The 24,629-nt window shown below is 69.4% G+C and carries 19 protein-coding genes; 4 read left to right on the top strand and 15 right to left on the bottom strand.

Annotated features, from left to right (window positions below; genetic code table 11):
- Positions 1-308: 308 nt before the first annotated feature.
- Positions 309-1,886: an EAL domain-containing protein gene (locus tag OZ671_RS02755; RefSeq protein WP_268859295.1), complete on the top strand. Its 1,578-nt coding sequence runs from the start codon at positions 309-311 to the stop codon at positions 1,884-1,886.
- A 164-nt stretch (positions 1,887-2,050) separates the two neighbouring features.
- Positions 2,051-3,199 carry a GGDEF domain-containing protein gene (locus tag OZ671_RS02750; RefSeq protein ID WP_268859294.1) on the top strand — a complete coding sequence of 383 codons (1,149 nt, stop codon included), beginning with the start codon at positions 2,051-2,053 and terminating at the stop codon, positions 3,197-3,199.
- Here the strand turns inward: OZ671_RS02750 and OZ671_RS02745 are convergent.
- The 3 genes from OZ671_RS02745 to OZ671_RS02735 all read right to left on the bottom strand — a co-directional run bounded on the left by OZ671_RS02745 (position 3,196) and on the right by OZ671_RS02735 (position 5,998).
- On the bottom strand, positions 3,196-4,146 hold the full coding sequence (locus OZ671_RS02745; protein WP_268859293.1) for a DMT family transporter: 951 nt from the start codon (positions 4,144-4,146) through the stop codon (positions 3,196-3,198). The two genes, OZ671_RS02750 and OZ671_RS02745, sit on opposite strands and share 4 nt — an antisense overlap.
- Before the next feature lie 188 nt (positions 4,147-4,334).
- Positions 4,335-4,730 (bottom strand): hypothetical protein, encoded by a 396-nt coding sequence (locus OZ671_RS02740; RefSeq protein WP_268859292.1) that lies wholly within the window; start codon positions 4,728-4,730, stop codon positions 4,335-4,337.
- Positions 4,731-5,002: 272 nt separating this feature from the next.
- Positions 5,003-5,998 carry a LysR family transcriptional regulator gene (locus OZ671_RS02735; protein WP_268859291.1) on the bottom strand — a complete coding sequence of 332 codons (996 nt, stop codon included), beginning with the start codon at positions 5,996-5,998 and terminating at the stop codon, positions 5,003-5,005.
- Positions 5,999-6,224: 226 nt separating this feature from the next.
- Between OZ671_RS02735 and OZ671_RS02730 the strand changes: the two genes are divergently transcribed.
- Together OZ671_RS02730 and OZ671_RS02725 are read left to right on the top strand one after the other, a co-directional pair.
- Entirely contained in the window at positions 6,225-7,727 is a 1,503-nt protein-coding gene (locus tag OZ671_RS02730; RefSeq protein WP_268859290.1) for an AMP-binding protein, read from the top strand.
- A gap of 69 nt (positions 7,728-7,796) precedes the next feature.
- Entirely contained in the window at positions 7,797-8,774 is a 978-nt protein-coding gene (locus tag OZ671_RS02725; protein ID WP_268859289.1) for a Bug family tripartite tricarboxylate transporter substrate binding protein, read from the top strand.
- Positions 8,775-8,781: 7 nt separating this feature from the next.
- Here the strand turns inward: OZ671_RS02725 and OZ671_RS02720 are convergent, their stop codons facing one another.
- The 12 genes from OZ671_RS02720 to OZ671_RS02665 form a co-directional block, all read right to left on the bottom strand.
- The gene (locus OZ671_RS02720) at positions 8,782-9,144 is read right to left on the bottom strand and encodes a nuclear transport factor 2 family protein (protein ID WP_268859288.1); all 363 of its coding nucleotides are present in this window, start codon (positions 9,142-9,144) and stop codon (positions 8,782-8,784) included.
- A gap of 2 nt (positions 9,145-9,146) precedes the next feature.
- Positions 9,147-10,469: a class-III pyridoxal-phosphate-dependent aminotransferase gene (locus OZ671_RS02715; protein ID WP_268859287.1), complete on the bottom strand. Its 1,323-nt coding sequence runs from the start codon at positions 10,467-10,469 to the stop codon at positions 9,147-9,149.
- Between the two features lie 91 nt (positions 10,470-10,560).
- Positions 10,561-12,003: a MocR-like pyridoxine biosynthesis transcription factor PdxR gene (gene pdxR / locus OZ671_RS02710; protein WP_268859286.1), complete on the bottom strand. Its 1,443-nt coding sequence runs from the start codon at positions 12,001-12,003 to the stop codon at positions 10,561-10,563.
- 75 nt (positions 12,004-12,078) lie between these two features.
- Entirely contained in the window at positions 12,079-13,665 is a 1,587-nt protein-coding gene (locus OZ671_RS02705) for a hydantoinase B/oxoprolinase family protein (RefSeq protein WP_268859285.1), read from the bottom strand.
- A complete protein-coding gene (locus tag OZ671_RS02700) occupies positions 13,662-15,665 on the bottom strand; it encodes a hydantoinase/oxoprolinase family protein (RefSeq protein ID WP_268859284.1) in 2,004 nt (667 codons plus the stop codon). Before OZ671_RS02700 ends, OZ671_RS02705 begins: the two co-directional genes overlap by 4 nt.
- Positions 15,666-15,703: 38 nt before the next feature.
- Positions 15,704-17,347: a dipeptide ABC transporter ATP-binding protein gene (locus OZ671_RS02695; protein ID WP_268859283.1), complete on the bottom strand. Its 1,644-nt coding sequence runs from the start codon at positions 17,345-17,347 to the stop codon at positions 15,704-15,706.
- Positions 17,344-18,189 (bottom strand): ABC transporter permease, encoded by an 846-nt coding sequence (locus OZ671_RS02690; protein ID WP_268859282.1) that lies wholly within the window; start codon positions 18,187-18,189, stop codon positions 17,344-17,346. Before OZ671_RS02690 ends, OZ671_RS02695 begins: the two co-directional genes overlap by 4 nt.
- Positions 18,186-19,217 carry an ABC transporter permease gene (locus OZ671_RS02685; protein ID WP_268859281.1) on the bottom strand — a complete coding sequence of 344 codons (1,032 nt, stop codon included), beginning with the start codon at positions 19,215-19,217 and terminating at the stop codon, positions 18,186-18,188. The genes OZ671_RS02690 and OZ671_RS02685 overlap by 4 nt, the downstream gene beginning before the upstream one ends.
- Before the next feature lie 3 nt (positions 19,218-19,220).
- Positions 19,221-20,861, bottom strand: a complete 1,641-nt coding sequence (locus tag OZ671_RS02680) for an ABC transporter substrate-binding protein (RefSeq protein ID WP_268859280.1) — start codon at positions 20,859-20,861, stop codon at positions 19,221-19,223.
- Between the two features lie 437 nt (positions 20,862-21,298).
- Complete coding sequence (locus tag OZ671_RS02675; protein WP_268859279.1) at positions 21,299-22,294, bottom strand: branched-chain amino acid ABC transporter permease; 996 nt, start codon at positions 22,292-22,294, stop codon at positions 21,299-21,301.
- On the bottom strand, positions 22,294-23,181 hold the full coding sequence (locus OZ671_RS02670) for a branched-chain amino acid ABC transporter permease (RefSeq protein ID WP_268859278.1): 888 nt from the start codon (positions 23,179-23,181) through the stop codon (positions 22,294-22,296). Before OZ671_RS02670 ends, OZ671_RS02675 begins: the two co-directional genes overlap by 1 nt.
- 67 nt (positions 23,182-23,248) lie before the next feature.
- Entirely contained in the window at positions 23,249-24,460 is a 1,212-nt protein-coding gene (locus tag OZ671_RS02665; protein WP_442957049.1) for an ABC transporter substrate-binding protein, read from the bottom strand.
- Positions 24,461-24,629 lie beyond the last annotated feature (169 nt).

Genomic DNA, 24,629 nt, shown 5'->3' with positions numbered 1-24,629 from the left:
CGGAAGCGCACGCGCTTGCGGCCTGGATCGGCTCTGAGGCGCAAGGCGGCCGCGCGCGGGCTTTCGTCAGCATCCAGCAAGGCGACAAAGGGTTGAATGCAGCCGTCTCGGCAACTTGCTGCTCCTCCAAACTTGGCGATCGAGACAAGGCCGTCTTGCTACCCCTGAGACGGCCTTCCTTTTGCCGGCGTTCCTGCCGTTCACCGGCGGATCGCCAGGCAATTGTCAGCGCAGTAGCAGTTTTGGCAGAGTTCACGTCATAATTGTCCGATAGGCATGCCGGCATGCCCTGATCGGGTCGATAGACGATGCGAGTGCCGTTCAAGCGGACCAGCGATCGCGTAAGATTCTACGCGCTGACCGTCGTCGCGCTGGCGGCGGCCCTGGTCGTGCCGCCGCTTGCCATCCATCTGACGCTGAACCGCCAGCTGTTGCAGGTCGGCGAGCGTCTCGTGCTCGACTACGCGCGGGACGTGCTGCGCCGCGCCGACCGCACGTCGAGCGATCTCGACCGGCAACTGGCGGAACTCGAGGCGGTCAGGGACCGGCCTCCCTGCTCGGCCGAGACCATCGCGCTCATGCGGCAATTGACGCTGCAGTCGCTGGACTTCGCCCTGATCGGCCGCATCGAGGGCAATGTCCTGCAATGCTCGTCCTATGGCGAGCACCTCAGCGGCATCGATCTCGGCCCGGTCAGTTTCGTCGGTCGTTACGCGGTGCGACGCGAGGTCCGGCTGCCCGTGGCGCCGGACGTCGCCTATGCGACGGTGCAGCAGTCGGGCTGGATCCTCTTCATTCCGGCGGCCCAGTCCTTCGACATTCCCATTCCTGACCATCTGTCGATCGCAACCTATTCGCCGGTCGCCCGCGCCTTCCGCGCATCGCGTGGATCGGTGCGTCCGGACTGGATGGCTGCCGGCAGGACGGGGGAGGAGGTCACCTTCATCGAGGACGGGCGCATCGTCGCGGTGGTCGAATCGCCGCGCTACGCGACCGGCGTCGTCGCCGCCCTGCCGATCGCGCAGGTACGACCGGCCGGCAGCAGCACCGAGATCGTCGGCATCGGCATCGCCCTTGTCGGCGGCATCAGCATCGCCGCCTGGATCCTGCACCTGGCCCGGCAGCGTCTGATCATTTCGTCCTGGCGGCTGCGGCGGGCGCTGCGGGACGACGAGATCTACCTCGTCTACCAGCCCATCGTGTGCCTGAGGACGCGCCGCTGGGTCGGGGCGGAGGCGCTGATGCGCTGGCGTGTCTCGGACGGCGTCGAGATCCCGCCCGACATCTTCATCCCGGCGGCGGAGGAGACCGGCCTGATCTGCCAGTTCACCCAAAGGCTGCTGGAGCTGGTCGCCCGCGACGCGCCGGCCATCTTCGCACGGTCCGACACCTTTTCCCTGAGCCTCAACCTGAGCAGCGCCGACATGAAGTCGGCGGCGACGATTCCCCTGCTGCAGCGCCTCGTCGAGCGGGCCGGTGTGTCGCCGGCGCGCTTCAAGGTGGAAATTACCGAGCGCAGCATTCTCGACGAAGAGAGCGGCCGCGAGATGATCAGCCGGATCCGCGCGCTCGGCATCGGCGTCGTCGTCGACGATTTCGGCACGGGCTTTTCCAATCTCAAATATCTGACCGCCTTCCGCTTCGATCTCCTGAAGATCGACAAGGCCTTCGTGCAGGGGCTCGGCACCGAGGCGGTGACCAGCCATGTCGCCTTCCACATCATCGACCTTGCCAAGTCGCTGCACCTCGAGCTTGTCGCTGAAGGCGTCGAGCAGGACCGGCAGGCCGCCATGCTGCGCGAGGCCGGAGTCGAAATGGCCCAGGGCTGGCTGTTCGCGCGGCCGATGCCGGCCGCCGCCCTGGTCGACGGCATGGCCGCGGCGTGAGCGTTCGGGGCCTGTGCTCCTTTTCGTCAGCGGGTCCTTCACCATGCCGTCCGGATCTGTTCGCCGGGGCAGTCGACCTTGGGCGCATCACCGACTAGGAAGGACGCGCGCCGGCAAGGCCGCGTCGCCGGCCCTATCGGGCGGATCATCGGGGCAGACTCATTGTGTTGTCTTCCGCAATCGCGCGACAGATCCTGAGTTTTGTCGGGCCGGGCATCCTCTCGGTCTTTGCCTTCGGTTTCGTTCTCGTCTGGTACTTCGATCGCAAGCGCGCCTATGTCTGGCTGTTTTCGCTGGCGATCGTCCTCTATTCGCTGGGGGCAGCAAGCCAGATCTTCCGCATGCCCGCCGATGCCGGGCTCAATGCGGTGTTGTCGGCGCTGCTCTATGCCGGCGGCGCGGTCGCGCTGGTCGAAGGGCTTCATCGCCGCTCGGGCCGCAGCCTCGGCATGGCCAGGGCAGGGCTGCTGATCGCCCTGATCGTCGTGCCGATCGCCTATTTTTTCTACGGCGAGCGCAATCTGCTGGCACGTGTCTACGTCCTGAATTTCGGCCTCGGCGCGATCCTGCTCTACGGGATCCTGGCGCTCCGGGAGCTTGCCGCCGGCCGGGTCATCGACCGGCTCGCCTTCTGGGCGGTGACCATCTTCGCGCTGCACTTCTTTCCGCGCACCATGCTGTCGGCCGGCGGCTGGACGCCCACCGCCGATCGCTTCGGCCAGTCCGTCTTCTGGGTTTCGCTGCAGATCGTGCTGCCGGTCCTCGCCGTGGCGCTGGCGCTGATCCTGCTCGCCCTGCCGCTGGTCGACCGAATGGAGGAACTCGGCCGCGACAGCACGACCGACCCGCTCACCGGCCTCCTGAACCGCCGGGGCTTCGAGGATCGGGCCGCCCGCCTCATGGCCGCCCGCCACGCCTGGCCGCTCGGCCTGATCGTCTGCGACCTCGATCGCTTCAAGGCCATCAACGACAGCTACGGCCATCCGGTCGGCGACGCCGTGCTGCGCAAGCTCGGACGCGTTCTGGCGGGCGCTGCGCGCGACCGCGACGTGGTCGCCCGCATCGGCGGCGAGGAATTCGTCGTGCTGCTGGCCAATTGCACCGCCGCCGGCGCGGTCGAATTCGCCGAGCGCCTGCGCCGGACCATTGCGGCGGCCGACTTCCCCCTGCCGGAGGGCGCGGCGCGGGTGACCGCGAGCTTCGGCGTCACCGCCCATCGCGCCGGCGAGCCGCTCGCAAGGCTGGTCCACCGCGCCGACGAGCTGCTCTATCGGGCCAAGGCCGAAGGCCGCAACCGGGCCCGCGCCGGCTAGCGGCGCCGTTCGCCGGCGCGCAGCGCCAGGGTCATACCGGCCATGGCGATCGTCATGCCGGCAATCTCGGGCGGCGACGGCCATTCGCCGATGATCAGTGCGCCGGCGGTCGCCGTCACCACCGGCACCAGCGGCAGGAACAGCGCCGCCCGGGCCGCGCCCAGCACGGCATTGGCCTTGGCATAAAGAAACAGCGAGACGACGCCGACCAGGAGGCCCTGGTAGATCGCCTGCAGCGCGAGGGCCCCGGCGCTCGCGCCGGCCATGTGCAGCGGCACGACGAGCGCGAGCAGCGGCGCCGAGACGAGCGAGAGCAGGCAGATCGTCACCGTCAGCCGCAGCGCGTCGGTCTGCCAGCGCTTGGCGAGCAGGCCGAAGACCGCCCACATGACGGCCGCCAGGACGAACAGGAGGTCGCCGCGCCAGGCGCCGGCGCGCGCCGCGCCGCCGCCGAAAGCCTGCCAGGAAAAGACGACGATGCCGGCGACGATCAGTCCGAGGCCGGCGAGCCGGGCCGGCGGTGGCCGCTCGCCGCCGACGAGAAAGGCAAGGAGCGCGGCGAGCACCGGGATGAGGCCGGGCGTGACGACCGCCGTGTGCAGCGCGGGCGCGAAGGTCGAGCCGCCGACCAGGACCAGGCTATAGGGCGCGCCGGCGAGCAGGGTGAGGATGAGCGCGCGGCACCAGCCGAGATCGCCGACCGGGAACGGCCTCAATCGGGGCAGGGCATAGGGAAGCAGAACCAGGCCGGCGGCAAGGAAACGCAGCACGGTGACGTCGGCGGCGGAGAGCCCGTCGGCTACCGACTGGCGCGACACGACGGCCTGGATGCCCCAGATCAGGGCGGCGCCGGCGCCGCAGGCAAAGCCGAGCCAGACCGGCGCAGCGGCGGCCTCCCGCGGCGATGCCATGGTGGCACGGGCGGTCTGGTCCTGGCTCTGCGTCACGGCGGGTCCTTCGGGCAGCGCACCGGAGCGGCGGCGGCGCGCTCTCTTGCGCCATCGCGACCGGCCCCCGCAAGCCGGCCCGCCGCAGGGCTCACCTGCTCCGGCGTCCGGAAAGACGACGCCCCGGCGCCTTGCGGCGGCGGGGCGGATCACATGTCGGCTGCCGGCTCGGGCCGGCAGGCCCTGGATCAATCGCAGATGCGGACGTTGCGACGCTCCGGCCCGTAGGGGCCTTCGACCCAGCGGCGCTCGACCCAGCAGTCCCGCGGGCCGGAGGCGGCCGCCGCCGCGGCGGCGCCGCCAATGATCAGCGCCGCGGCGCCGGCGCCGATCAGCGCGCCATTGCCGCCGCGCCAGCCACGGCCATGGTGGTGATGGCGATAGCCGCCATGACGATGGCCGCCGAAGTGACGGTGACGATGCTGCATTTCCACCGGAGCGGCGTCCTGAGCGGCACCGATCGCGGCGCGGCCTCCGAACTCGGCCGCCCGGGCCCCTGCCGAGGGCAGGACCATGGCTGCGCACAAGGCCAGCGCACCGACGGCGGTCGACCACGCGAATGTCTTGCTGATTGTGACGTTCATCGAACGCTCTCCTGAAACGGTACTGTCGACAGCACCTTGCATGAGGAAGCCAGATACGTCTCGACTGACGGATCGTGAGTCTATCGGTCTGACGTAGCGAAAATCCAGCATTATGTTGAAATATGTGGCATCACTCTGACCGTTAACGCCACCTTTCGAGATTTGCCATGGGCCGCCGGTGTGGAAAAAACGGAGTAATTCCACGCTCGGCAACCGCATTCTTGGCGGTGTAAGCCAATGTTCAGCTAGCGGCTCCGAATTTCTGTCTCATGTCACGCTGTGTCGCTGCCGTTGCGCAAAGCGTTCACGAGGTGCGACGAATTGGCGCATTCAGCCGGCGGTGACGAAGCCGAACGGCCCGTCGCAACCTGGCGCAGACGGGCGGCGGTCTCGGCGCGCAGGAACTCCACCAGGGCGCGCACGGCCGGCGCGGGATGCGCCGTCGGCGTCGTCAGGAGCAGGATCCGGTCGCCGGGGCCGAGCACTTCGTGGTCGGTCAGCAGCGGCACGAGCTGCCCGGCCGCGATGAGCGGGTCGGCCATGTAGTCGGGCAGAAGGCCGAGGCCGGCGCCCGCCAGCAGCGCATCCTGCAGGAACAGGAAATCCTCGGCCTGGATCCGCGGCGTGACCGCGACCAGCCGGTTGCGTCCGCCCCGCCTCAGCCGGACCGTCATGTCGCGGCCGGCGGGCGGCGGCACGACGAAGGCGCGCCCGGCGAGATCCTCCGGACGGGTCACGGGCTGGGCTCGGGCGAGCGCCGGCGCGGCGCAGAGCCGCCAGACGACCGGGCCGAGCGTCCGCGCCACCACCGTGTCGGGCGGTTCGGACATGATCTTGACGGCGACGTCGAGATTGCCGGCGATGAGATCGCCGACCCGGTTGGAAAAGCTCAGCTGCACCGAAATGTCGGGATGGGCGGCGAGGAAATCGATCAGCAGGGGCGTGAGGACGTGCCGGCCGAGGCCGGTCGGCACGCTGAGACGGACATGGCCGCGCGGATGCTTGCTGTGGCCGGCAAGCGCGGCCGCGGCGGCGCTCGCATCCTCGCGCAAGCGGATAGCGTGCTCATACGCGGTGCGGCCGGCCTCCGTCAGCTCGACCCGGCGGGTGGTGCGCCGCAGGAGTTGCGCCCCCGCCTGCCTCTCGAGCACCTTGAGGCGCTGGCTGACGCTGGAACGCGACACGCCGAGGCGCTTGGCGGCTTCGGCGAGATTGGCGGTCTCGGCGATCTCGGCGAACAGGATGAGCAGGTTGAGATCGACGGCCAAGGCCCCCTCCCGGAACGTCTTGTCATTGTCCAGTTCTGCTTGACAGTGATGTCGAGCCCGCCCGGATTGTCCTCGCACTATGCCGTCGTACAATAGGGGCAACAACAGGCCGAAGGCCGGCTCCGGCGCAGAGAGGACGCAACATGACGCACGTGCGGGAAGGGGCCGGCTTCGACCGGGCGAATGGGTCCGGCATCGCGGGACGGCGGCCGGCGCGGGTCTCGCCATGACCCAGGCCGCCGGTGCCGCATTGCTTTTCGAAGGCGAGACCTGGTCCGGCGCCGAGGTCGAGGCGCGCGGGCGCCGACTGGCCGGCGGGCTGGCCCGGCTCGGTCTGAAGGAGGGCGACGTCGTTGCCGTCCTGCTCTACAATTGTCCTGCCTATATCGACGTGATCCTCGCCTGCCGCATCGGCGGCTTCACCTATTGTCCGATCAACTGGCATTTCACCCCGGCCGAGATCGCCTTTCTCGTCACCGACAGCGGTGCCCGCGCGGTGATCGGCCATGCGTCGCTGCTTGCGGCGGCTGGCGATGCCCTGCCGCCCGGCCTGCCGGTGCTGTCGGTCGGCGGTGGTGCTGGTGCCGTCGACTATGCCGCCTGGCTCGCGGCGGCGCCGCCCTATGACGGGCCGGCGGTCTCGCCGCGTGGCCACATGGCCTATACGTCGGGCACGACCGGTCGACCGAAGGGCATCGTGCGCCAGGCCGTGCCGCTCGCCGAGGCCGAGGCGGTGCAGCAGCGCGCGCGTGAGGTCGCCAGGGCCGCGTTCGGCATCGAGCCGGGCTGCCGCGTGCTGATCCCGGCGCCGCTCTATCACAGCGCGCCCAGCCTGATCGCGCAGATGGCGACCTTGCAGGCCGAGCTCGTCGTGCTGACGCCGCGCTTCCGCGAGGAGGAGGTGCTGCAGCTGATCGAACGGCATCGGATCGACGTCGTCTATCTCGTGCCGACCATGTATGTGCGCCTCCTGAAACTGCCCGAGGCGGTGAGGACGGCTTACGATCTTTCCTCGCTGCGCTTCGTCGCCTCGACGGGCGCGCCCTGCGCACCGCAGGTCAAGCGGGCGATGATCGATTGGCTCGGCCCGGTCGTTCACGAGACCTACGCCTCCAGCGAGAGCGGCATGGTGACCGTGATCGGTTCGGAGGAGGCGCTCGCCCGGCCCGGCAGCAGCGGCCGGCCGATCGGCGCGGCGCGCGTCGCGATCCTCACCGAGGACGGCAGGCCCTGCGCACCCGGCGAGGTCGGCCTCATCCATGTGCGCCAGCCGGCCTATCCCGATTTCACCTACCGCAACCTGCCGGAGGCGCGCGGCAAGATCGAGCGCGACGGCATGATCACGCTCGGCGACATGGGTTATCTCGACCGCGACGGCTATCTCTATGTCTGCGACCGCGCATCCGACATGGTCATCTCCGGCGGCGTGAACATCTATCCCGCCGAGATCGAGCATGCGCTGGTGCGGCTGCCCGGCGTGCTCGACTGCGCGGTGTTCGGCATTCCCGACGACGAGTTCGGCGAGCAGCTTCTGGCGCTGGTTCAGCCGGATCCCGGCGCGTCGCCCGATCCTGCCGGGCTTGCCGAAGGACTGCGCCGGACGCTCGCCGGCTACAAGGTGCCGCGTCGCATCGAGATCGTCGCCGAACTGCCGCGCGACGACAACGGCAAGATCGCCAAGCGCCGGCTGCGCGAGGCCTATTGGGCCAGGAGCGGCCGCCGGATCTAGCCGCATCCTCTGCCGCCGCATCCGGCGGACACACCATCAGAACGACACGACGTCCAGGGAGGACCTTCCATGGCATTGCCTATCCGCGCCCGGCTCTATGGCCTCGCGCTTGCGCTCGCCGCCGTCATGCCCGCCTTCGCCACGGACTATCCGACGCGGCCGATCCGCTTCGTCGTGCCCTATGCAGCGGGCGGCGCCAGCGACCAGCTCGCCCGCAGCCTCGGCGAGCTGCTCTCGCGCGATCTCGGCCAGCAGCTCGTGGTCGAGAACAAGCCCGGCGCCAACACCTCGCTCGGCGCCGAGACGGTGAGCCGGTCGGAGCCGGACGGCCATACCCTGTTCCTGGCGAGCGGCGCGAACATGGTGCTGAACCCGCTGCTCTATCGCCGGCTGCCCTATGATCCTGACCGCGACCTCAGGCTCGTCAGCCTGCTCGCCGAGGTGCCGCTGGTCATGGTCGTTCATCCCTCCGTGCCCGCCCGGACGCTCGCCGAGTTCGTCGCTTACGGCCGCGAGCACGGCGACCGGCTGAACTTCGCCTCGGTCGGGATCGGCAATCCGCTGCATCTGGCTGCCGAGCGCTTCAAGATGGCGTCCGGCGTGCGCATGACCCATGTGCCCTATCGCGGCAGCGCCCCCGCCCTGACCGACCTCGTCGCCGGCCAGGTCCAGGTCATGTTCGACACCATCTCCACCGCGCTGCCCCACATCCAGGCGGGCAATCTGAGGGCGCTCGCGGTGACGACGCCCGAGCGCCTGCCGCAACTGCCCGACGTGCCGACGGTGGCGGAAAGCGGCTATCCCGGATATCGCGCCTCGGTCTGGTATGCGCTCGCGGTGCCGCGCAAGGTACCCGACGCGATCGCCGGCCGGCTCGGCAGCGCGACGGTCGCGGCCCTCGACAATCCGGCTTTCCGCAAGGCTCTCGAGCCTTTCGGCTTCATCGTCCGGCCGGTGAACGCGCCCGCGGAGATCGACCGGTTCCTTGCCGAGGAGCGGGCCCGCTGGCGGGAGACCATCGCCTCGAACGGCATCACCCTGGAATGATCGCCGGTCAGGCGTAGGCCCAGGACTTGCAGACGATCTTCCAGCCATCGGTGAACTTCACCAGCAGGAGCTCGTCGATGAAACGGTTCGGCAGCAGCGCGTCGCGCACCCGCACATGGGCCGTCGTCGCGCTCGCCAGGGTGGCGCTGACCACTTCGTCGTAGCGCGGGTCGTTGCGCGAGGCCGGCGAAGGCCGCCCGGCGACCCGCTCCATATAGGCATCCATGCCAAGCGCCGCGGTGTTGCCGCCTTCGGCCGAGAACAGCTGCGCCTCGGGGTGGAACACCGTGCGGAACTTCTCCACGCTGCCCTCGTAGAGGGCGTCGAAATAGCCCTGCACCGTCGTCAGAACGGCTGTCAGTTCGCTCATCGTCAGGCCTTTTCCATCATCAAGTTGTGCTCGCGATCGGCGAGGCCGAGGCTGTCGTCGAGAATGGCCAGGAGCTGCTCGGCTTCCGCGTCCGATATGACCAGGGGCGGCGCCAGGAACAGCGAGACCTGCTCGCCGCTGGTGCCGATCACCGCGCCCCTGTCGAGGGCGTCGGCGGCGACGCGCGAGGCGATTGGCGGTTCCGGCGTGTCGGCGAGCCAGTCGCGCCAGTCCGGGCCGTGCAGCTCGACGGTCCAGTGCAGCCCCTTGCCGGCGACGCGGGCGACGCTCGGATGGCGCGCGGCGATCTCCGACAGGCGGCGCGCGAACAGCGCTTCCAGCGCGGCGACGCGGGCGAACAGCCCTTCGTCGCGGACGATGGCGAGATAGGCGCTGACCGCCGCCATGGCCATGGGATGGCCGCGCAGCGTGCCGAAATTCTGCCAGCTCCGGCCGGACAGCTCGGCCGCCACGTCCTTGGACAGGACGATGGCCGCGACCGACACCATGCCGCCGCCGAGCCCCTTGCCGAGGGTCACGACATCAGGCCGGCTCTGCCCGCCCTGGAAGGCGAAGGGCCGGCCGGCGCGGCCGAGCCCGGTGACCACCTCGTCGGCGATCCACAGCGCGCCGGCCTTGCGGGCGAGGCGGGCCACGGCGTCCTGATAGTCGCCGTCATGGTAGAAGCCGCCCTGGGTATAGTCGACGATGATCGCCGCGGAATCGGCGAGCTTGGCCTCGGCGCCGGCGAGGCGCTGCTCGAGCGGGGCCGGGCGCGGCGCGGCGCTGCCGCCGGCGAGATAGAGTGCGCCCTCGGGCGCCGGCAGCACATGCACGAGCGCGCCAGGCGGCGGGACCTTGGTGCCGCCATTCGGCGCGGCGATGCCGCCATGCCAGTGCGGCTGCACGGTGACGGCGCGGCTGAGGCCGACCAGGCCGTGATAGGCCCGCTCGCGCGTCGCGATCGCCTTGCGGCCGGTGAGCGCCTGCGACAGCGACAGCGCGAGATCGTTGGCCTCGCTGCCGCTCAGGCAGAAGCGCACGGCGCCGGCCCAGTGCTCTTCGCCGGCAAGGCCGATCTCGAACAGGCTCTCGGCGGCTTCGTCTCGCCCCTGCCAGCTCCAGCCTTCGTTGACCATGGGCAGGCCCGCGGCCTGGCGCAGGGCTTCGGCCAGGCGCGGATGGCCGTGGCCGAGCGGCCCTCCGGTATTGCTGCCGTCGAGCACCTTGCGGCCGTCGCTGAGATGGAAATAGACGCCCTGGCCGCCCACCACCTGAGGGGCGGCCGTGCCGGCGTTGAGGCCCGTCCGAAGCAGTCTGGCCATTGCCCAATCCTTCATTCGTCGTGGGTCCGGACAGTAGGAACGCGGCCTGGATCGCGACAGCACCAGTTTCCGGGATATTCGATAGGCCAGTTCAAGTGGCCGGGCCGATCAGGCCGGCCAGCGCGGACAGGTGCGGAAAGGCCTCCTCGGCGCGCAGCCGGCCGTAGCCCAGGACCAGGCCCTGGCGGTCGGGTTCGCCGAGATAGCACTGGGACAGCGGCTGGACGAAGTGGCCGGTGCCGCGGCTGCGCCGCGACACTTCGCGGTCGCTGATGCGTGCCGTCATCGCCGGCCGGAACAGCACGGTGAGGTGCAGGCCGGCGCGCTGCGACATGACCTCGACGTCGGCGCCCATCAGCCGCTCGACCGCATTCAGCACGGCGGCCTGGCGGTCGGCATAGACCTTGCGCATCCGCCGGAGGTAGCGCAGCAGATGGCCGTCGCGGAGGAACCTTGCCAGCGCCAGCTGGGCGGTCCCGGCTGGATGGACGTCGATCCGCGCGCGGCCGCGGCCGAAGGCCTCGATGAAGCGCGGCCCGGCGACGAGATAGCCGATCCTGAGGCTCGGGAACATCACCTTGGAGAAGGTTCCGAGATAGATCACCCGTCCGGATCGGTCCAGCGACTTCAGGGATGCGGTCATGCTGCCGCGATGCCGGAACTCGGAATTGTAGTCGTCCTCGATGATCCAGCTGCCCTGGCGGTTTGCCCATTCGAGCAGCTCCTGCCGGCGTTCCAGCGCCATCGGGATCCCGAGCGGGAACTGGTGCGAGGGGGTGACCACGGCGAGCTTTGCCCGCGGCGCGCGCCGGATGCCCTCGGCGACGATCAGGCCCTTGTCGTCGACCGGCACTGGCACCAGCTTGGCGCCAGCGGCGCGCAGGCTCCAGCGCGCTTCGATGAAGCCCGGCTCCTCGACCCAGACCTCGTCGCCCGGATTGAGCAGCATGCGGCTGCACAGATTGAGCGCGCCCGAGCTGGCCGAGGTGATCGCGACCTCGTCCGGCTGGCAGAGCAGGCCCCGCACCGTGCCGAGATATTCGGCCGTCGCCTCGCGCAGCGGGCGCCAGCCGAGCGGCGGCATGTCGATGCAGGCCGAAGAGGCCGGGTTGCCCCATGTCTGGCGCAGAAGGCGCGACCAGACATCGAAGGGGAACTCGGAAATGTCGGGCGTGCCGGGGCTGAACGGAGAGGCGGGGTCGAATTCGTAGCCGGTGTCCAGCACCGAACGCCAGGCCTCCGAGACCCACTCGCCTTCGGTGCCTGCCTCCGGTTGGGGCGCGCCGCGGCCGGACGGGCGGGCAATGGCGGCGACCTCGACGCCGCCGCGCGGTACGGAGCGCAGATAGCCCTCCGAATAGAGCAGGTCGAAGGCGGTGAGCACGATGGCGCGCGAGCAGCCGAGCTCGGCGGCGAGCAGCCGCGATCCCGCGAGCCGGGTGCCGGCAGCCAGCCGCCCGTCCAGGATCTGGTTGCGCAGATGCGCCGCGACCTGCTGGTAGAGCGGCAGGTCGGAGCCGCGATCGAGTCCCATGCCGGCCATCGACATGCGATGGCCGCTCTGGCGCGGACCGGCGAGGCGGCGTTCCGTCGACGGCCCCGCCAAGGCTCAGACCTCCGCCGCCGGCGGCCCGTAACCGCCGCCGCCGCAGCCTTCCAGCGTGACGAGGTCGCCGGCCTTCAGCATGAGATTGGCCTTTCCGGGAAGCGCTTCGGACCTGCCGTCCCGATCGAGGGTGATCTCATAGGGCCGGCCCGGCTCGCCGCCCTTGAGACCGTAGGTCGGGATTTTCGTCCGCTCGACGCAGGTGGTCAGCCACATGGACGGCGCCAGCACGCGGTAGCTGCGCACGACGCCGTCGCCGCCCCGGTGGCGCCCACGACCGCCGGCGCCGCGCCGGATGGCCTGCCGTTCGACGCGAATGGCATAATTGGCCTCGATCACCTCGGCCGGCGTGTTGGACGTATTGGCGAGGTGCACGCGCGTCGCGGGGCAGCCGTCGCGGTCGTGGCGGGCGCCTTCACCGCCGCCATGGACCTCGTAGAGCATGCGCCAGGACTGGTCGGGCAGCGGCTCGGCGAAGGCGAGCAGCCCGGAGGTCGCCGGGCCGCCGGCGGAGAGCCGCTCGGGAATGACGTGCTCCATGGCCCGGAACACCGCATCGACCACCCGCATCGAGGTCTCGTGATTGCCGGCGGCGACCGCCGCCTTCCAGCCCGGCTCGAGGATCGATCCCGGGCGGGTGACGATGGTCAAAGGCCGCAGCGCGCCGGCATTCTGCTGCATCTCGCGGCCGCTCATGATGCGGGCCGCATAGGCCACCGCCGAGCGCGCGATGAACGGCGTGGTGTTGCAGAAGGTGGCGACCCGGTCGGCGGAGCCCGAAAGGTCGAAGGTCGCCTCGTCGCCGCGGATCTCGATGCGGACATGGATGCGCGCCGGTTCGCCGTCCGGCCCGCCATCGTCGAGGAAGTCCTCGCCCTCGTAGATGCCGTCGGGCAGGCCGGCGATGGCGGCCCGCATCTCGGCCTCGGACAGGTCGTGCAGGCGCGCCATGGTGTCGACGAAGGTCTGGGTGCCGTATTGGGCGCACATCTCGCGGATCCGCCGCTCGGCGGCGGCGGTCGCGGCGAGCTGGGCCAGCACGTCGCCCTCGCAGGAGACGGGATCGCGCACATTGGCCAGGATGAAGTCGAGGACCGGCCGGTTGATCCCTGCGGCGCTGGCGAGCGGCAGGGGCGGGATGCGCATGGCCTCCTGGAACGTATCAACCGCCTGCGCGAGATAGCTGCCCGGCCAGGTGCCGCCGACATCAGGCCAGTGCGCGAGGCTGAGCGCGAAGGCGACCAGCCGGCCGTCGACGAAGACCGGCCGCGCCACCTTGACGTCGTTGAGGTGATTGCCGCCGAGCGCGCCGACATTGTAGATGATCGCGTCGCCTTCGCGCATCGCCTCGGCCGGGCAGACCTTGAGGAGCTCCCGTACGGTATAGGCCATGGCACCGAGATGGATCGGGATGTCGCGGCCCTGGCCGACCAGTCCGCCTTCGGCGTCGGTGATGGCGGAGGACAGGTCGCCGGCCTCGCGCAGCAGCGGCGAGCGCGCCGAGCGCGTCATGACCAGGCTCATTTCCTCGGCGGCCGCCGACAGGCCGTGTCGGATGACCTCGACGATGAACGGATCCAGGGTGCTCATGCTGCGCTCCGCGTCATGAAGAGATTGCCGAGGGCGTCGGGCCGCGCCTGCCAGCCCGGCGGCACCACGACCGTCGACCAGGCATCCTCGATGATGGCCGGGCCGGTGACCGCGCCGGCGAGGGTTTCGCGCGCGACGATGGCGGTGGCGACGGGGCCGGACGCCTCGAACACGCAGTCGCGCTGTCGCGGCTGGACCGGCGCCCGACCGACATCGGGGCGCGAGAACGGCACCGAGGATGGCTTCAGCGCCTGGATGCGCACGGATTCGATCACGCAATCCTCGCTCGTCGCATAGCCGAACAGGTCCTGGTGCCGGCGATGGAAGTCGGCTTCCAGAACGCCGCGGTCGAGCGGCATGGCAAAACCGATGGGAATGCTGTCGCTCTGCGCCGCGTAGCGCATCAGCGCGACATGCTCGATGGCGATGTCGGCGGGCGCGATGCCGTTGGCGATCAGCGGCGCGGTCGCCTCCGCCGACAGCTCCGCGACGCGCGCGGCGAAGGCCTCGTGCGGGAAGTCGGCCAGCGACATGCGCACGGTCCGCTGCTGCAGGAAGCTGAAATCGGCGGTCAGGCAGCCGAGCGCCGAGAAGGCGCTGGAGGCCGCCGGCACGATGATCTCGGAGAGACCGTAGATGTCGGCGAGGCCCGCCGCATGCATCGGACCGCCGCCGCCGAAGGCGAGCAGCGTGCAGTCGCGCCCATCGACGCCGCGCTCGACGGTGACCCGCCGCAGCGCCCGCGCCATGGCCGCGCCCGCGACCTTGACGATGCCGAGCGCGGTCTCGGCGAGCCCCAGATCGAGCTGCCGCGCGATCGGCGCGATCACGCGCCGCGCCGCTTCGACGTCGAGGCTGATGGTATCGCCGAGCCGCGCCTCGGGGTCGAGATAGCCGAGCACCGCATTGGCGTCGGTGATGGTCGGGCGGTCGCCGCCGCGCCCATAGCAGGCCGGGCCCGGCACGGAGCCGGCGCTTTTCGGGCCGACGGTGAGGCCACCGGGACCAAGATCGACGATCGAGCCGCCGCCGGCGCCGATGGAATGGACCGCCAGCATGGGCTGGCGCAGCGGCCGGCCGCCCATCATGCGGGTATCGGTCATCTCGGCCACGCCGTCGACGATCAGGCAGACGTCGGTGGTGGTGCCGCCCATGTCGAAGGTGAGGACGCGCGGCCGCTGGAGATCGCGGGCGATGCGCGCGGAGGCCGAGACGCCGGCCGCCGGTCCCGACATGGCCATGACCAGCGGGCGGCGCTTGACCGCAGGCACGGGCACCATGGCCCCGGCGGAATGAAACACCTGGAGACCGGCGCCGAGCGGCAGGCGCTGTTCGAGCTCGGTCAGATATTCCACGGCGATCGGCATCGCCGCGGCATTGAAGGCGGTCGACGAGGCCCGTTCGTATTCGCGCGCCTCGGGATTGATCTCGTGGGACACGCAGACGTGCGGCACCACGCCGGCGAGCCTCTCAGCGATCCGCTTCTCGTGCGCCGGATTGGCGTAGGAGTGCAGCAGGCAGACCGCGACGCTTTCGACCGCATGGGCTTCGAGCCAGGCGATCAGCCGGTCGATTTCCGCGTCGGCAAGCGGCTCGATCACCTCGCCCCGATGGTCGAGGCGCTCCTTGACGCCGAAGCACAGGGAAGCGGGAACCAGCGGCGCCGCCTTGGGCGGGACGTCCAGGCGATAGAGCTCCTCCCGCCGGTAGCGGGCGATCTCCAGCACGTCCTCGAAGCCGGCGGTGGCGACGAGGGCGACCTTCGGCAGCCGCTCCTCCACCAGGGCATTGGTGACGCGTGTCGTGCCGTGGACGAAGCGGCGGACGTCATCGGGCCCGACCCGCACCGCGGCCAGCGCCTCCAGCATGGCGGTGACCGGCGCGTCGGGGCGCGAAGGGACCTTGGCGATCCGCGTCTCGTTGGTATCGGACCTGACGGCGATGATATCGGTGAACGTGCCGCCGATATCCGTGCCGATGTCCCACAACCTCGTCTTCACGTCAGTCCTCTCCTGCCTTGCGTCCTGTGCACCGGGCATCAGACGGCCAGCGCCGGTCCGGGCTCGAAATGGGGGATGGCGGCGAGCAGCTCGCGGGTATAGTCCGCCTGCGGCGCCGCAAAGAGATCGCGGCTGACGCCCTCTTCGACGATACGCCCGTGGCGCATGACGATGGTGCGCTCGCACATCATGCGGACGACGTTGAGGTCGTGACTGACGAACAGGAAGGCCAGCCCGTCGTCGCGCCTCAGGTCATCCAGCAGCTTCAGCACGAGCGCCTGGACCGAGACGTCGAGCGCCGCGGTCGGCTCGTCCAGCACGATCAGGCGCGGTTTCACAGCGACCGCCCGGGCAATGCCGACGCGGGCCTTCTGGCCGCCCGAGAGCTGGTGCGGGAAGCGCGACAGCAGCTCACGCGACAGGCCGCAGCGCTCGGCCGCCTCCGCGACGCTGCGCTTCACCTCGGCCTCGTCGCGCGGCTTCGCCAGCCGGCGCAGCGGATAGGCGATGCAGTCGAAGGCGGAGAACCGCGGGTTCAGGCTCTCGTGCGGATCCTGGAAGACGATCTGGATCTGGCGCCGCAGGGGAGAGGCATGGAACGAGCGCGCGGGGATGGCGCCGATATCGACGCCGTCGAAGGCGAAGCGCCCGCCATCCGCATCGATCAGGCGGCAGATGATCCGTGACAGCGTGCTCTTGCCGGATCCAGACTCGCCGACCAGCCCCAGGCTTTCGCCTCGGCGGAGGGTCAGCGAGACGTCGTCGACGGCCGCCGTCGCGCCATAGCGCTTGACGGCCCCGGCGACCTCCAGAAGCGGAGGCGCCTCGGCCGCGACCGGCGCGCGGGCCGTCGCCTCGGCGCGCGGGATCCCGACGAGATCCTCCACCGTCGACTCGAAGGTCGGCGAGGCGGCGACGAGACGTTGCGTATAGGGATGCAGCGGGCGGCGGAAGATCCGCGCCGAGGGGGCGCTCTCGACCACCTCGCCCTGCTGCATCACCACGACGTCGCGGCAATAGCTGGCGGCGAGTCCGAGATCGTGGGTGATCAGGATCAGGGCCATGCGGCGTTCGGCGGTCAGCCGCGCGAGCAGGTCCATGACCGTCTTCTGGGTGGTCACGTCGAGGCCCGTGGTCGGCTCGTCGGCGATCAGCAGGGCCGGATCGCAGGCGATCGCCATGGCGATCATGACGCGCTGGCACATGCCGCCCGAGAGCTCGCCCGGATAGGCGTCGAACCGCTTCTCGGCGTCGCGGATGCGCACCGCGTTCAACAGATCGACGGCACGCTGCCGCAGCGCGGCCCGGCCGAGGTCCTGGTGCGCGGCAATGGCATCCATGACCTGCCGGCCGACCGAGCGGATCGGATTGAGCGCGGTGCGCGGGCTCTGGAAGATCATCGAGACAGCGGCGCCGCGCAGGGCCTTCATGCGCGCCGGGTCGGCGCGGGTGATGTCCTCGCCGCGGAACAGGATGCGGCCTTTCGGTATGCGCGCGGCGCGGTCGAGCAGCTGCGTCACCGCATAGGCGGTCACCGATTTTCCCGAGCCGCTCTCGCCGACCACCGCCAGCGTGTCGCCCGGCGCGAGTTGGAGATCGACGCCGCGCACGGCCTCGACCGTCCCGCCGCGGGTGGCGAACGACACATGCAGGTCCTGCACGTCGAGCAGAAGGCCGGTCATGTGCGCATCCGCGGGTCGAGAATGTCGCGCAGGCCGTCGCCGAGCAGGTTGAAGCAGAGCACCGCCAGCATCAGCGCGAGGCCGGGAAAGGCCACCAGCCACCATTGGCCGGTGCTGATGAAGCGGGCGCCCTCGGCGACCATGATGCCCCATTCCGGTGTCGGCGCCTGGACGCCGAGCCCGAGAAAGGACAGGCCCGCCGCATTCAGGATCGCCCAGCCGAGATTGAGCGAGATCTGCACCGCCATGGCCGGCAGGATGTTGGGCAGGAGGTAGAAGACCACGATCGACAGATGGCTCTCGCCGCCGGCGCGGGCGGCCTCGACCCAGCCGGCATGACGCCGCACATTCACCTCGGCGCGCGCGAAGCGGATGTAGAACGGCAGATTGATCAGCGCCGTCGCGATGATGATGTTCTCGACCCGGTTGCCGAGCGCTGCGACCAGCGCCATGGCGAGCACGAACAGCGGGAAGGCCATGACGACATCGACCAGGCGGCCGACCCAGCGGTCGGCGAGGCCGCCGGCATAGCCGCAGAGCGCGCCGATCACCGCGCCGACCACGAAGGACAGGCCGACCGCCGAGGCGGCGATGGTCAGGTCCAGCCGCGTGGCGGCGATCAGGCGGCTGAAGATGTCGCGGCCGAGCTGGTCGGTGCCGGCCCAATGGGCTGCCGATGGCGGCTTCAGGGCGTTCGGGACATTGGATGCGACCGGGTCGTGCGGCATCAGCCAGGGCGCGAACACGGCGACCGCGACGAGCGTGAGCGCGCCGAGCGTCGCGATCGCGGTCACCGGATTGCCGCGCAGCACCCAGCCCATATGGCGAAGCGTGGCGCTCATTCGAGGCTGATCCGCGGGTCGACGATGCCGTAGAGCACATCGATGGTGAGATTGACCATCACGAAGATGGCGGCGATCAGCAGGACGAAGCCCTGTACCGGGGCATAGTCGGAGGCGAGCAGCGCGTCGAGCGCGTAGGAGCCGATGCCCGGCCAGGAAAAGACCTTTTCGACCAGCACATTGGCCCCGAGCATGGTGGAGAAGACGATGCCGACGATGGTGAGCACCGGCAGCAGCGCATTGCGCAGGCCATAGACGATGACGACGCGCCAGTCGGCCATGCCGACGGACCGCGCGGTGCGGATGAAGTCGCTGCCGAGCACCGCGAGCAGCGAGGCGCGGGTCATGCGCGCGAGGGGGGCGAGCACGAACAGCGCCATGGTCGCGGCCGGCAGGACGAGCTGGCCGAAGGCTGCGCGCCAGCCGGCGAGATCCCCGAGCAGCAGGAAGTCGATCAGCAGGAAGCCGGAAATATCCGGCGGCTGCGCCGCGAAGATGTCGATCCGGCCGGTCGGGTCCGGCGCGATGCCGATGAGATAGTAGAACACGTAGATCAGGATGAGGCCGGAGACGAAGGTCGGCACGCAGACGCCGAGTGTGCACAGGAAGCGCACCCCATGGTCGATCAGCGAATTGGGCCTGAGCGCGGCGACGATGCCGAGCGGCAGGGCGAGCGACAGGGCGATCACGAGCGCGAACAAGGTGAGCTCGAGCGAGGCCGGCAGGCGCTGCGCGAGGTCGGTGACGACTGGCTGGCCGGTGGTCATCGAGCGGCCGAGATTGCCGCGGGCGATATCGGCGAGATAGCGCACCAGCTGCTCGGGGATGGGCCGGTCGAGGCCCATCTGCTCGCGGATCTGCTGGATCTCCGCCTGGCCGGCATTCGGGCCGGAGGCGAAGAACGTCGCGGGATCGCCGGGCAGCACGCGCATCATGAGGAAGGTGAAGACGACCACCCCGAGAAGGGCCGGCAGGGATGCGAGAAGCTGCCGGCCGGCCCGTCTGCCGATATTGCGAATGGCGGACATGGTTCAGGCTCTGCGCAGGTCCCGATAGTCGACCTGACCATGGAACCAGTAGGTGTAGCCCTCGATCGCCGGCGCCATCACCGCATCCTGGTTCGGTTGCCAGACCATGACCATCGGGGCGTCCTCGGCGACGATGGTGATCATGCGCCGGCAGGCCTGGGCGTATTTGGCCGCGTCGGTCTCGAAGCGTGCCGCCTGGACCAGGCCGTTGAGCTCGTCATTCTGGTAGCCGCTGAAGTTCCAGCGCTGGTCGGCAGTGAAATAGGTGCGCAGGAAATAGTCCGGCGCCGGCAGCCAGGCCGTCCCGGCGGCGAGGAAGAACGGCACGCGCCGCTCCACCTCCATGGTGGTCATCTGCGCCGGCGGCAGCTTCTGGATCGCCACCTCCACGCCGATCTTGGCCAGGGCCTCCTTGATCAGCGCCGCCATCGGCTCGGCCGTCGCGGCGGCGCCCGCCGAGAACGAGAAACTGGTGCTGAAGCCGCTGGGATGGCCGGCTTCGGCGAGCAGCGCCTTGGCCTTGGCCGCGTCGGTGCGGAACGGCAGCCGCTGCGGGAAGTCCTCGCTCGGCGCCTCGCTCCAGTCGGCGCCGAACAGCGGACGGCCCCGGTTGAACAGCGCCGCCTCGAACATCGCCTGGTAGGGCAGCGCCGCGGCGACGGCGCGGCGCACCTTGGGATTGTCGAAGGGCGCCATGCGCGTGTTGAACACCAGGCTGTTGAAGCCGTTGATCTGGGGCGTGGCGACCAGCTTCACCTTGCCGCGCGACCTGAGCGCCTCGATGTCGCTCGCCTGCAGGTCGATGGCGAGGTCGGCATCGCCGCGCTCGATGAGATTGGCGCGGGTCGCCGCCTCGGGAACGGTCTGCGCGATGATCCTGAGGAAGAAGGGCAGCTTGCCGTCGGGGCCGTTCTTCCAGGCCTCGTTGCGGCGCAGGATGGTCTGCTGGCCCGGCTTGTACTGCTCGACGACATAGGCGCCGCCGCCGGCGGTGTTCTCCTTCAGCCAGTTCTGCGCCCAGGGATCGTCGGCGGTCGCGTGCTTGCGCGCCAGCGTGCTGTTGAACATGGGCGACAGCGGAATGGCGAGATTGGCGAGCGCCAGCCGGTCCGGCCGTTCGAGGCCGACCTCCACCACGCCGTCGCCGAGCACCTTGAACTGTTCCGGCCTGGCGAGCGAGCCGGAGGCGACCTGCGCCGCCGACAGGGACTTGGCCGAAACCGCGCGGTCGAGCGACCATTTGACATCCGCCGCCGTCACCGGCGAGCCGTCGTGCCAGGTGGCGCCCTTGCGCAGGTGGAAGGTGAGCGTGCGGCCGTCGGCCGAGCGGTCGATCCTCTCGGCCAGCTCGCCGCGAATATTGGCGAAGTCGAAGGTCCTGAGCCCGTCGGCCTCCTTCTGGCCGAATGAGGCGAGCCGGTCATAGACGGCCATGCCGAGGCCGAAGGACTCGCGCGTGGCGCCCGGCATGGTCGGGTCGAGCGTGTTCATGGTGCCGGCCAGCACGTGGCGCAGCGTCTGGGCCCGAGACTGGGCCGCGGCCGGGCCGGGGCCGGCAAGGGAACCGAGCGCCGCGCCGGCGGCCGTGGCGAAAACGGCCTTCAGACCCCGCCTGCGGGTGAAGGCCCAGGGATGGGAATTCATGGTCTTGACCCCTCTGGTCGATCTTGAAGTCGACGTCGTTCGACGTTCGATCTTGTTATTCTGGCTCAGACATTCGCAGACATTATCACAACCGAAAGGTCCAGATTTGGCTCAAAGGCCTGAGCCAGTTTGGCGCAAGAGTTGAGCCAGAGCATCTCGTCCCCGGCGCAATCGAGGAATGCCGGCACGTGTCGGAAGGGGAGGCGGGCGGGGCTCGGGCGTGGCCAACCGCGGCCTGCGGACGGGCGCTGTTGGGCGCGCCGCGCTCCTCATCGCAGCGGCGGCCGTCCGGGCTTCGCGTCGGCGGCGGCTGGCGCTGCGGCGGCAGGATCGCGCGCCAGCCGCATCCGCTCGAGGCAGCCTGAAGATGCCGAGTGGCCCAAGAAAAAAGGCGGGCCCGCCGGGGCCCGCCTTCGGTGTCGCCCGGCGGCGCCGGTTCAGAGCGGCCGGCGCAGCAGCTTGCCGATGACGCCGACGATGCCCTCGCGGAACACCAGCACGCAGACCACGAAGATCGCGCCTTGGACGACCGTCACCCAGGCGCCGAGGCCGGCGAGGAAGTTCTGCATCGAGATGATCACGGCGGCGCCGACGATCGGGCCGAACACCGTGCCCATGCCGCCGACGAGGGTCATCAGCACCACTTCGCCCGACATCTGCCATTGCACGTCGGTGAGCGAGGCGAGCTGCACCGCGATCGCCTTGGTCGAGCCGGCGAGGCCCGCCAGCGTCGCCGACAGGACGAAGACCGTCAGCTTGTACTGGTTGACCCGGTAGCCGAGCGAGACGGCCCGCGGCTCGTTGTCGCGGATCGCCTTCAGCACCTGGCCGAAGGGCGAATGGATGATGCGGTAGATCAGCAGCAGGCCGGCCATGAAGATCACCGCCACCAGATAGTACATCTGCAGGTCGGTGCCGACGGGAATGAAGCCGAAGAGATGGTTGCGCGGCACCGCCTGGATGCCGTCCTCGCCGCCGGTGAAGCGCGGTGTCTGCAACGCGAAGAAGAACACCATCTGGGCGAGCGCCAGTGTGATCATCGAGAAATAGATGCCCTGGCGGCGGATGGCGAGCGAGCCGAACACGAAGCCGAGCACGGCGCCCGAGGCGGTGCCGAGCAGGATCGACACCTCCGGTGTCAGCCCCCAATGCTTGGCGGTATAGGCCGCGACATAGCTCGCGAGGCCGAAATAGGCCGCGTGCCCGAAGGACAGGAGGCCGCCATAGCCGAGCATCAGGTTGAACGCGCAGGCGAACAGCGCGAAGCACAGCACCTTCATCAGGAAGAACGGATAGCCGATCACCGGGATGAACGGCAGGACGGCGAGCGCGACGATGAGGGCGATGAAGATCGTCCGGTGCAGGGCGCCGGTGCCCTTGGGCTCGGCGGTAACGAGCGCGGCCGGCGTGGTGTCGTAGGCGGTATCGGCCATCAGGCGGTCCTCCCGAACAGGCCGGCCGGCTTCACGAGAAGCACGATCGCCATGATGATGAAGATGACGGTGGCCGAAGCCTCCGGATAGAAGACCTTGGTCAGGCCCTCGATGAGGCCGAGACCGAAGCCGGTGATGATGGCGCCGAGGATCGAGCCCATGCCGCCGATCACCACCACGGCGAAGACGACGATGATGATATTGGCGCCCATGGTCGGATTGACCGAATAGATCGGCGCGGCAAGCACGCCGGCAAAGGCGGCGAGCGCCACGCCGAAACCGTAGGTCAGCGTGATCAGCAGCGGCACGTTGATGCCGAAGGCCTGGGTCAGCGTCGGGTTCTCGGTGGCGGCGCGCAGATAGGCGCCGAGCTTGGTCTTTTCGATGACGAACCAGGTGGCAAGGCACACCACCAGGGAGGCCACCACCACCCAGCCGCGATAGTTCGGCAGGAACATGAAGCCGAGATTGTGCCCGCCGCGCAGCTCGGCCGGGATCTGGTAGGGCAGGCCCGAGGAGCCGAACTGGTTGCGGAACAGGCCCTCGATGATCAGCGCGAGGCCGAAGGTCAGCAGCAGGCCGTAGAGATGGTCGAGATGGTAGAGCCGTTTCAGCAGCACCCGCTCGATGATGACGCCGGTGACGCCGGCGATGACCGGGGCGAGCACCAGCGCCCACCAATAGCCGAGGCCGAGCCAGTTGAGCAGCATCCAGGCGATGAAGGCACCCATCATGTACTGGGCGCCGTGCGTGAAGTTGATGATGTTCAACAGCCCGAAAATGACGGCGAGGCCAAGACTCAGGATGGCGTAGAACGAGCCATTGATCAGGCCGAGCAGCAATTGCCCGAACAGGGCCTGGGGTGGCACGCCGAGAAGCTCGAACATGAAGATCGATCCAGACAGGGAGATGGGAGCGCCTTGTTCGGGCGCTCCCCGATGAAAAGGGTTCAGATCAGGTGCGGACCAGCGAGCAGCCGCCTTCGTTCAAGGGGCGGAAGGCCTGGTCGCCGGGCAGCGTCGAGATCAGCTTGTAGTAGTCCCACGGGCCCTTGGATTCGGACGGCTTCTTGACCTCGAACAGATGGGCCGGGCAGACGAAACGGCCGTCCTGGCGCACCTGGTTCTTGCCGAACAGCGGATCGTCGGTCGGGTTCCCCTTCATCCAGGCCATGTTGGCGGCCGCCTCGCGCGACTTGGTCGCCGCGATGGCCTTCAGATAGTGCAGCGTGCCGGCATAGACGCCGGCCTGCACCATGGTCGGCATGGCGCCGCCGCGCAGCGCGCCGAAGCGCTTCGACCAGGCGCGGGTGCTGTCGTTGAGGTCCCAGTAGAAGGTCTCGGTCAGCACCAGGCCTTGCGCCGTCTGCAGGCCGAGCGAATGCACGTCGGTCAGGAAGACGAGCAGGCCGGCGAGCTTCTGGCCGCCCTGTGTGATGCCGAACTCGGCCGCCTGCTTGATCGAATTGACCGTGTCGCCGCCGGCATTGGCGAGGCCGATGACCTTGGCCTTGGAGGCCTGGGCCTGCAGCAGGAAGGACGAGAAGTCGGTGCCGGGGAAGGGCGTGCGCACCGCGCCGAGGACGCGGCCGCCGGCCTTCTGCACCACCGCGCTGGTGTCGCGCTCCAGCGCATGGCCGAAGGCGTAGTCGGCGGTCAGGAAGAACCAGGTGTCGCCACCCGCCTTCACCATGGCGCCGCCGGTCCCCTGCGCCAGCGCATAGGTGTCGTAGGTCCAGTGGATGGTGTTGGGCGAGCACTGGGCGCCGGTCAGATCGGACGTGGCGGCGCCCGAGTCGATCATGATCTTGTTCTTCTCGCGGACGATCTGGTTGACCGCCAGCGCGACCGAGGAGGTCGGCACGTCGAGGATCGCGTCGACGCCTTCGTTGTCGCACCACTGGCGGGCGATATTGGCGCCGACATCGGGCTTGTTCTGATGGTCGGCCGAGATGATCTGGACGTTGATGCCCTTGGCCGCGGCCTGGAAGTCCTCGACCGCCAGGCGGGCCGCCACCACCGAGCCTTCGCCGGCGAGATCGGCATAGAGGCCGGACCTGTCGTTGAGCACGCCGAGCTTGATGGTGATGGGGGCCTGGGTCTGCGCCATGGCCTTCATCGAGAAGCCGGTCGCCAGCGCGCCGGCAAGAAGAGAACGACGATCCATCTTTTGATCCTCCGAAAGTCCCGTCTGGGTTTTTTGGTCTTGCGCCGCGCGTTCCGGCGAAATCCGATTGATTTCGACTGCGGATGCGGGGCGAATGTCGGTCTCAATGGACATGACCGGTCCATTGAAATCCAGTGTCGCTTCGATTTCGACGTTCGCTTGGGGTCCC

Origin of the sequence: Phreatobacter sp. AB_2022a, from assembly GCF_026847585.1 — a bacterium.
Taxonomy (GTDB): domain Bacteria; phylum Pseudomonadota; class Alphaproteobacteria; order Rhizobiales; family Phreatobacteraceae; genus Phreatobacter.
This window is presented reverse-complemented; position numbering and strand designations above follow the sequence as displayed.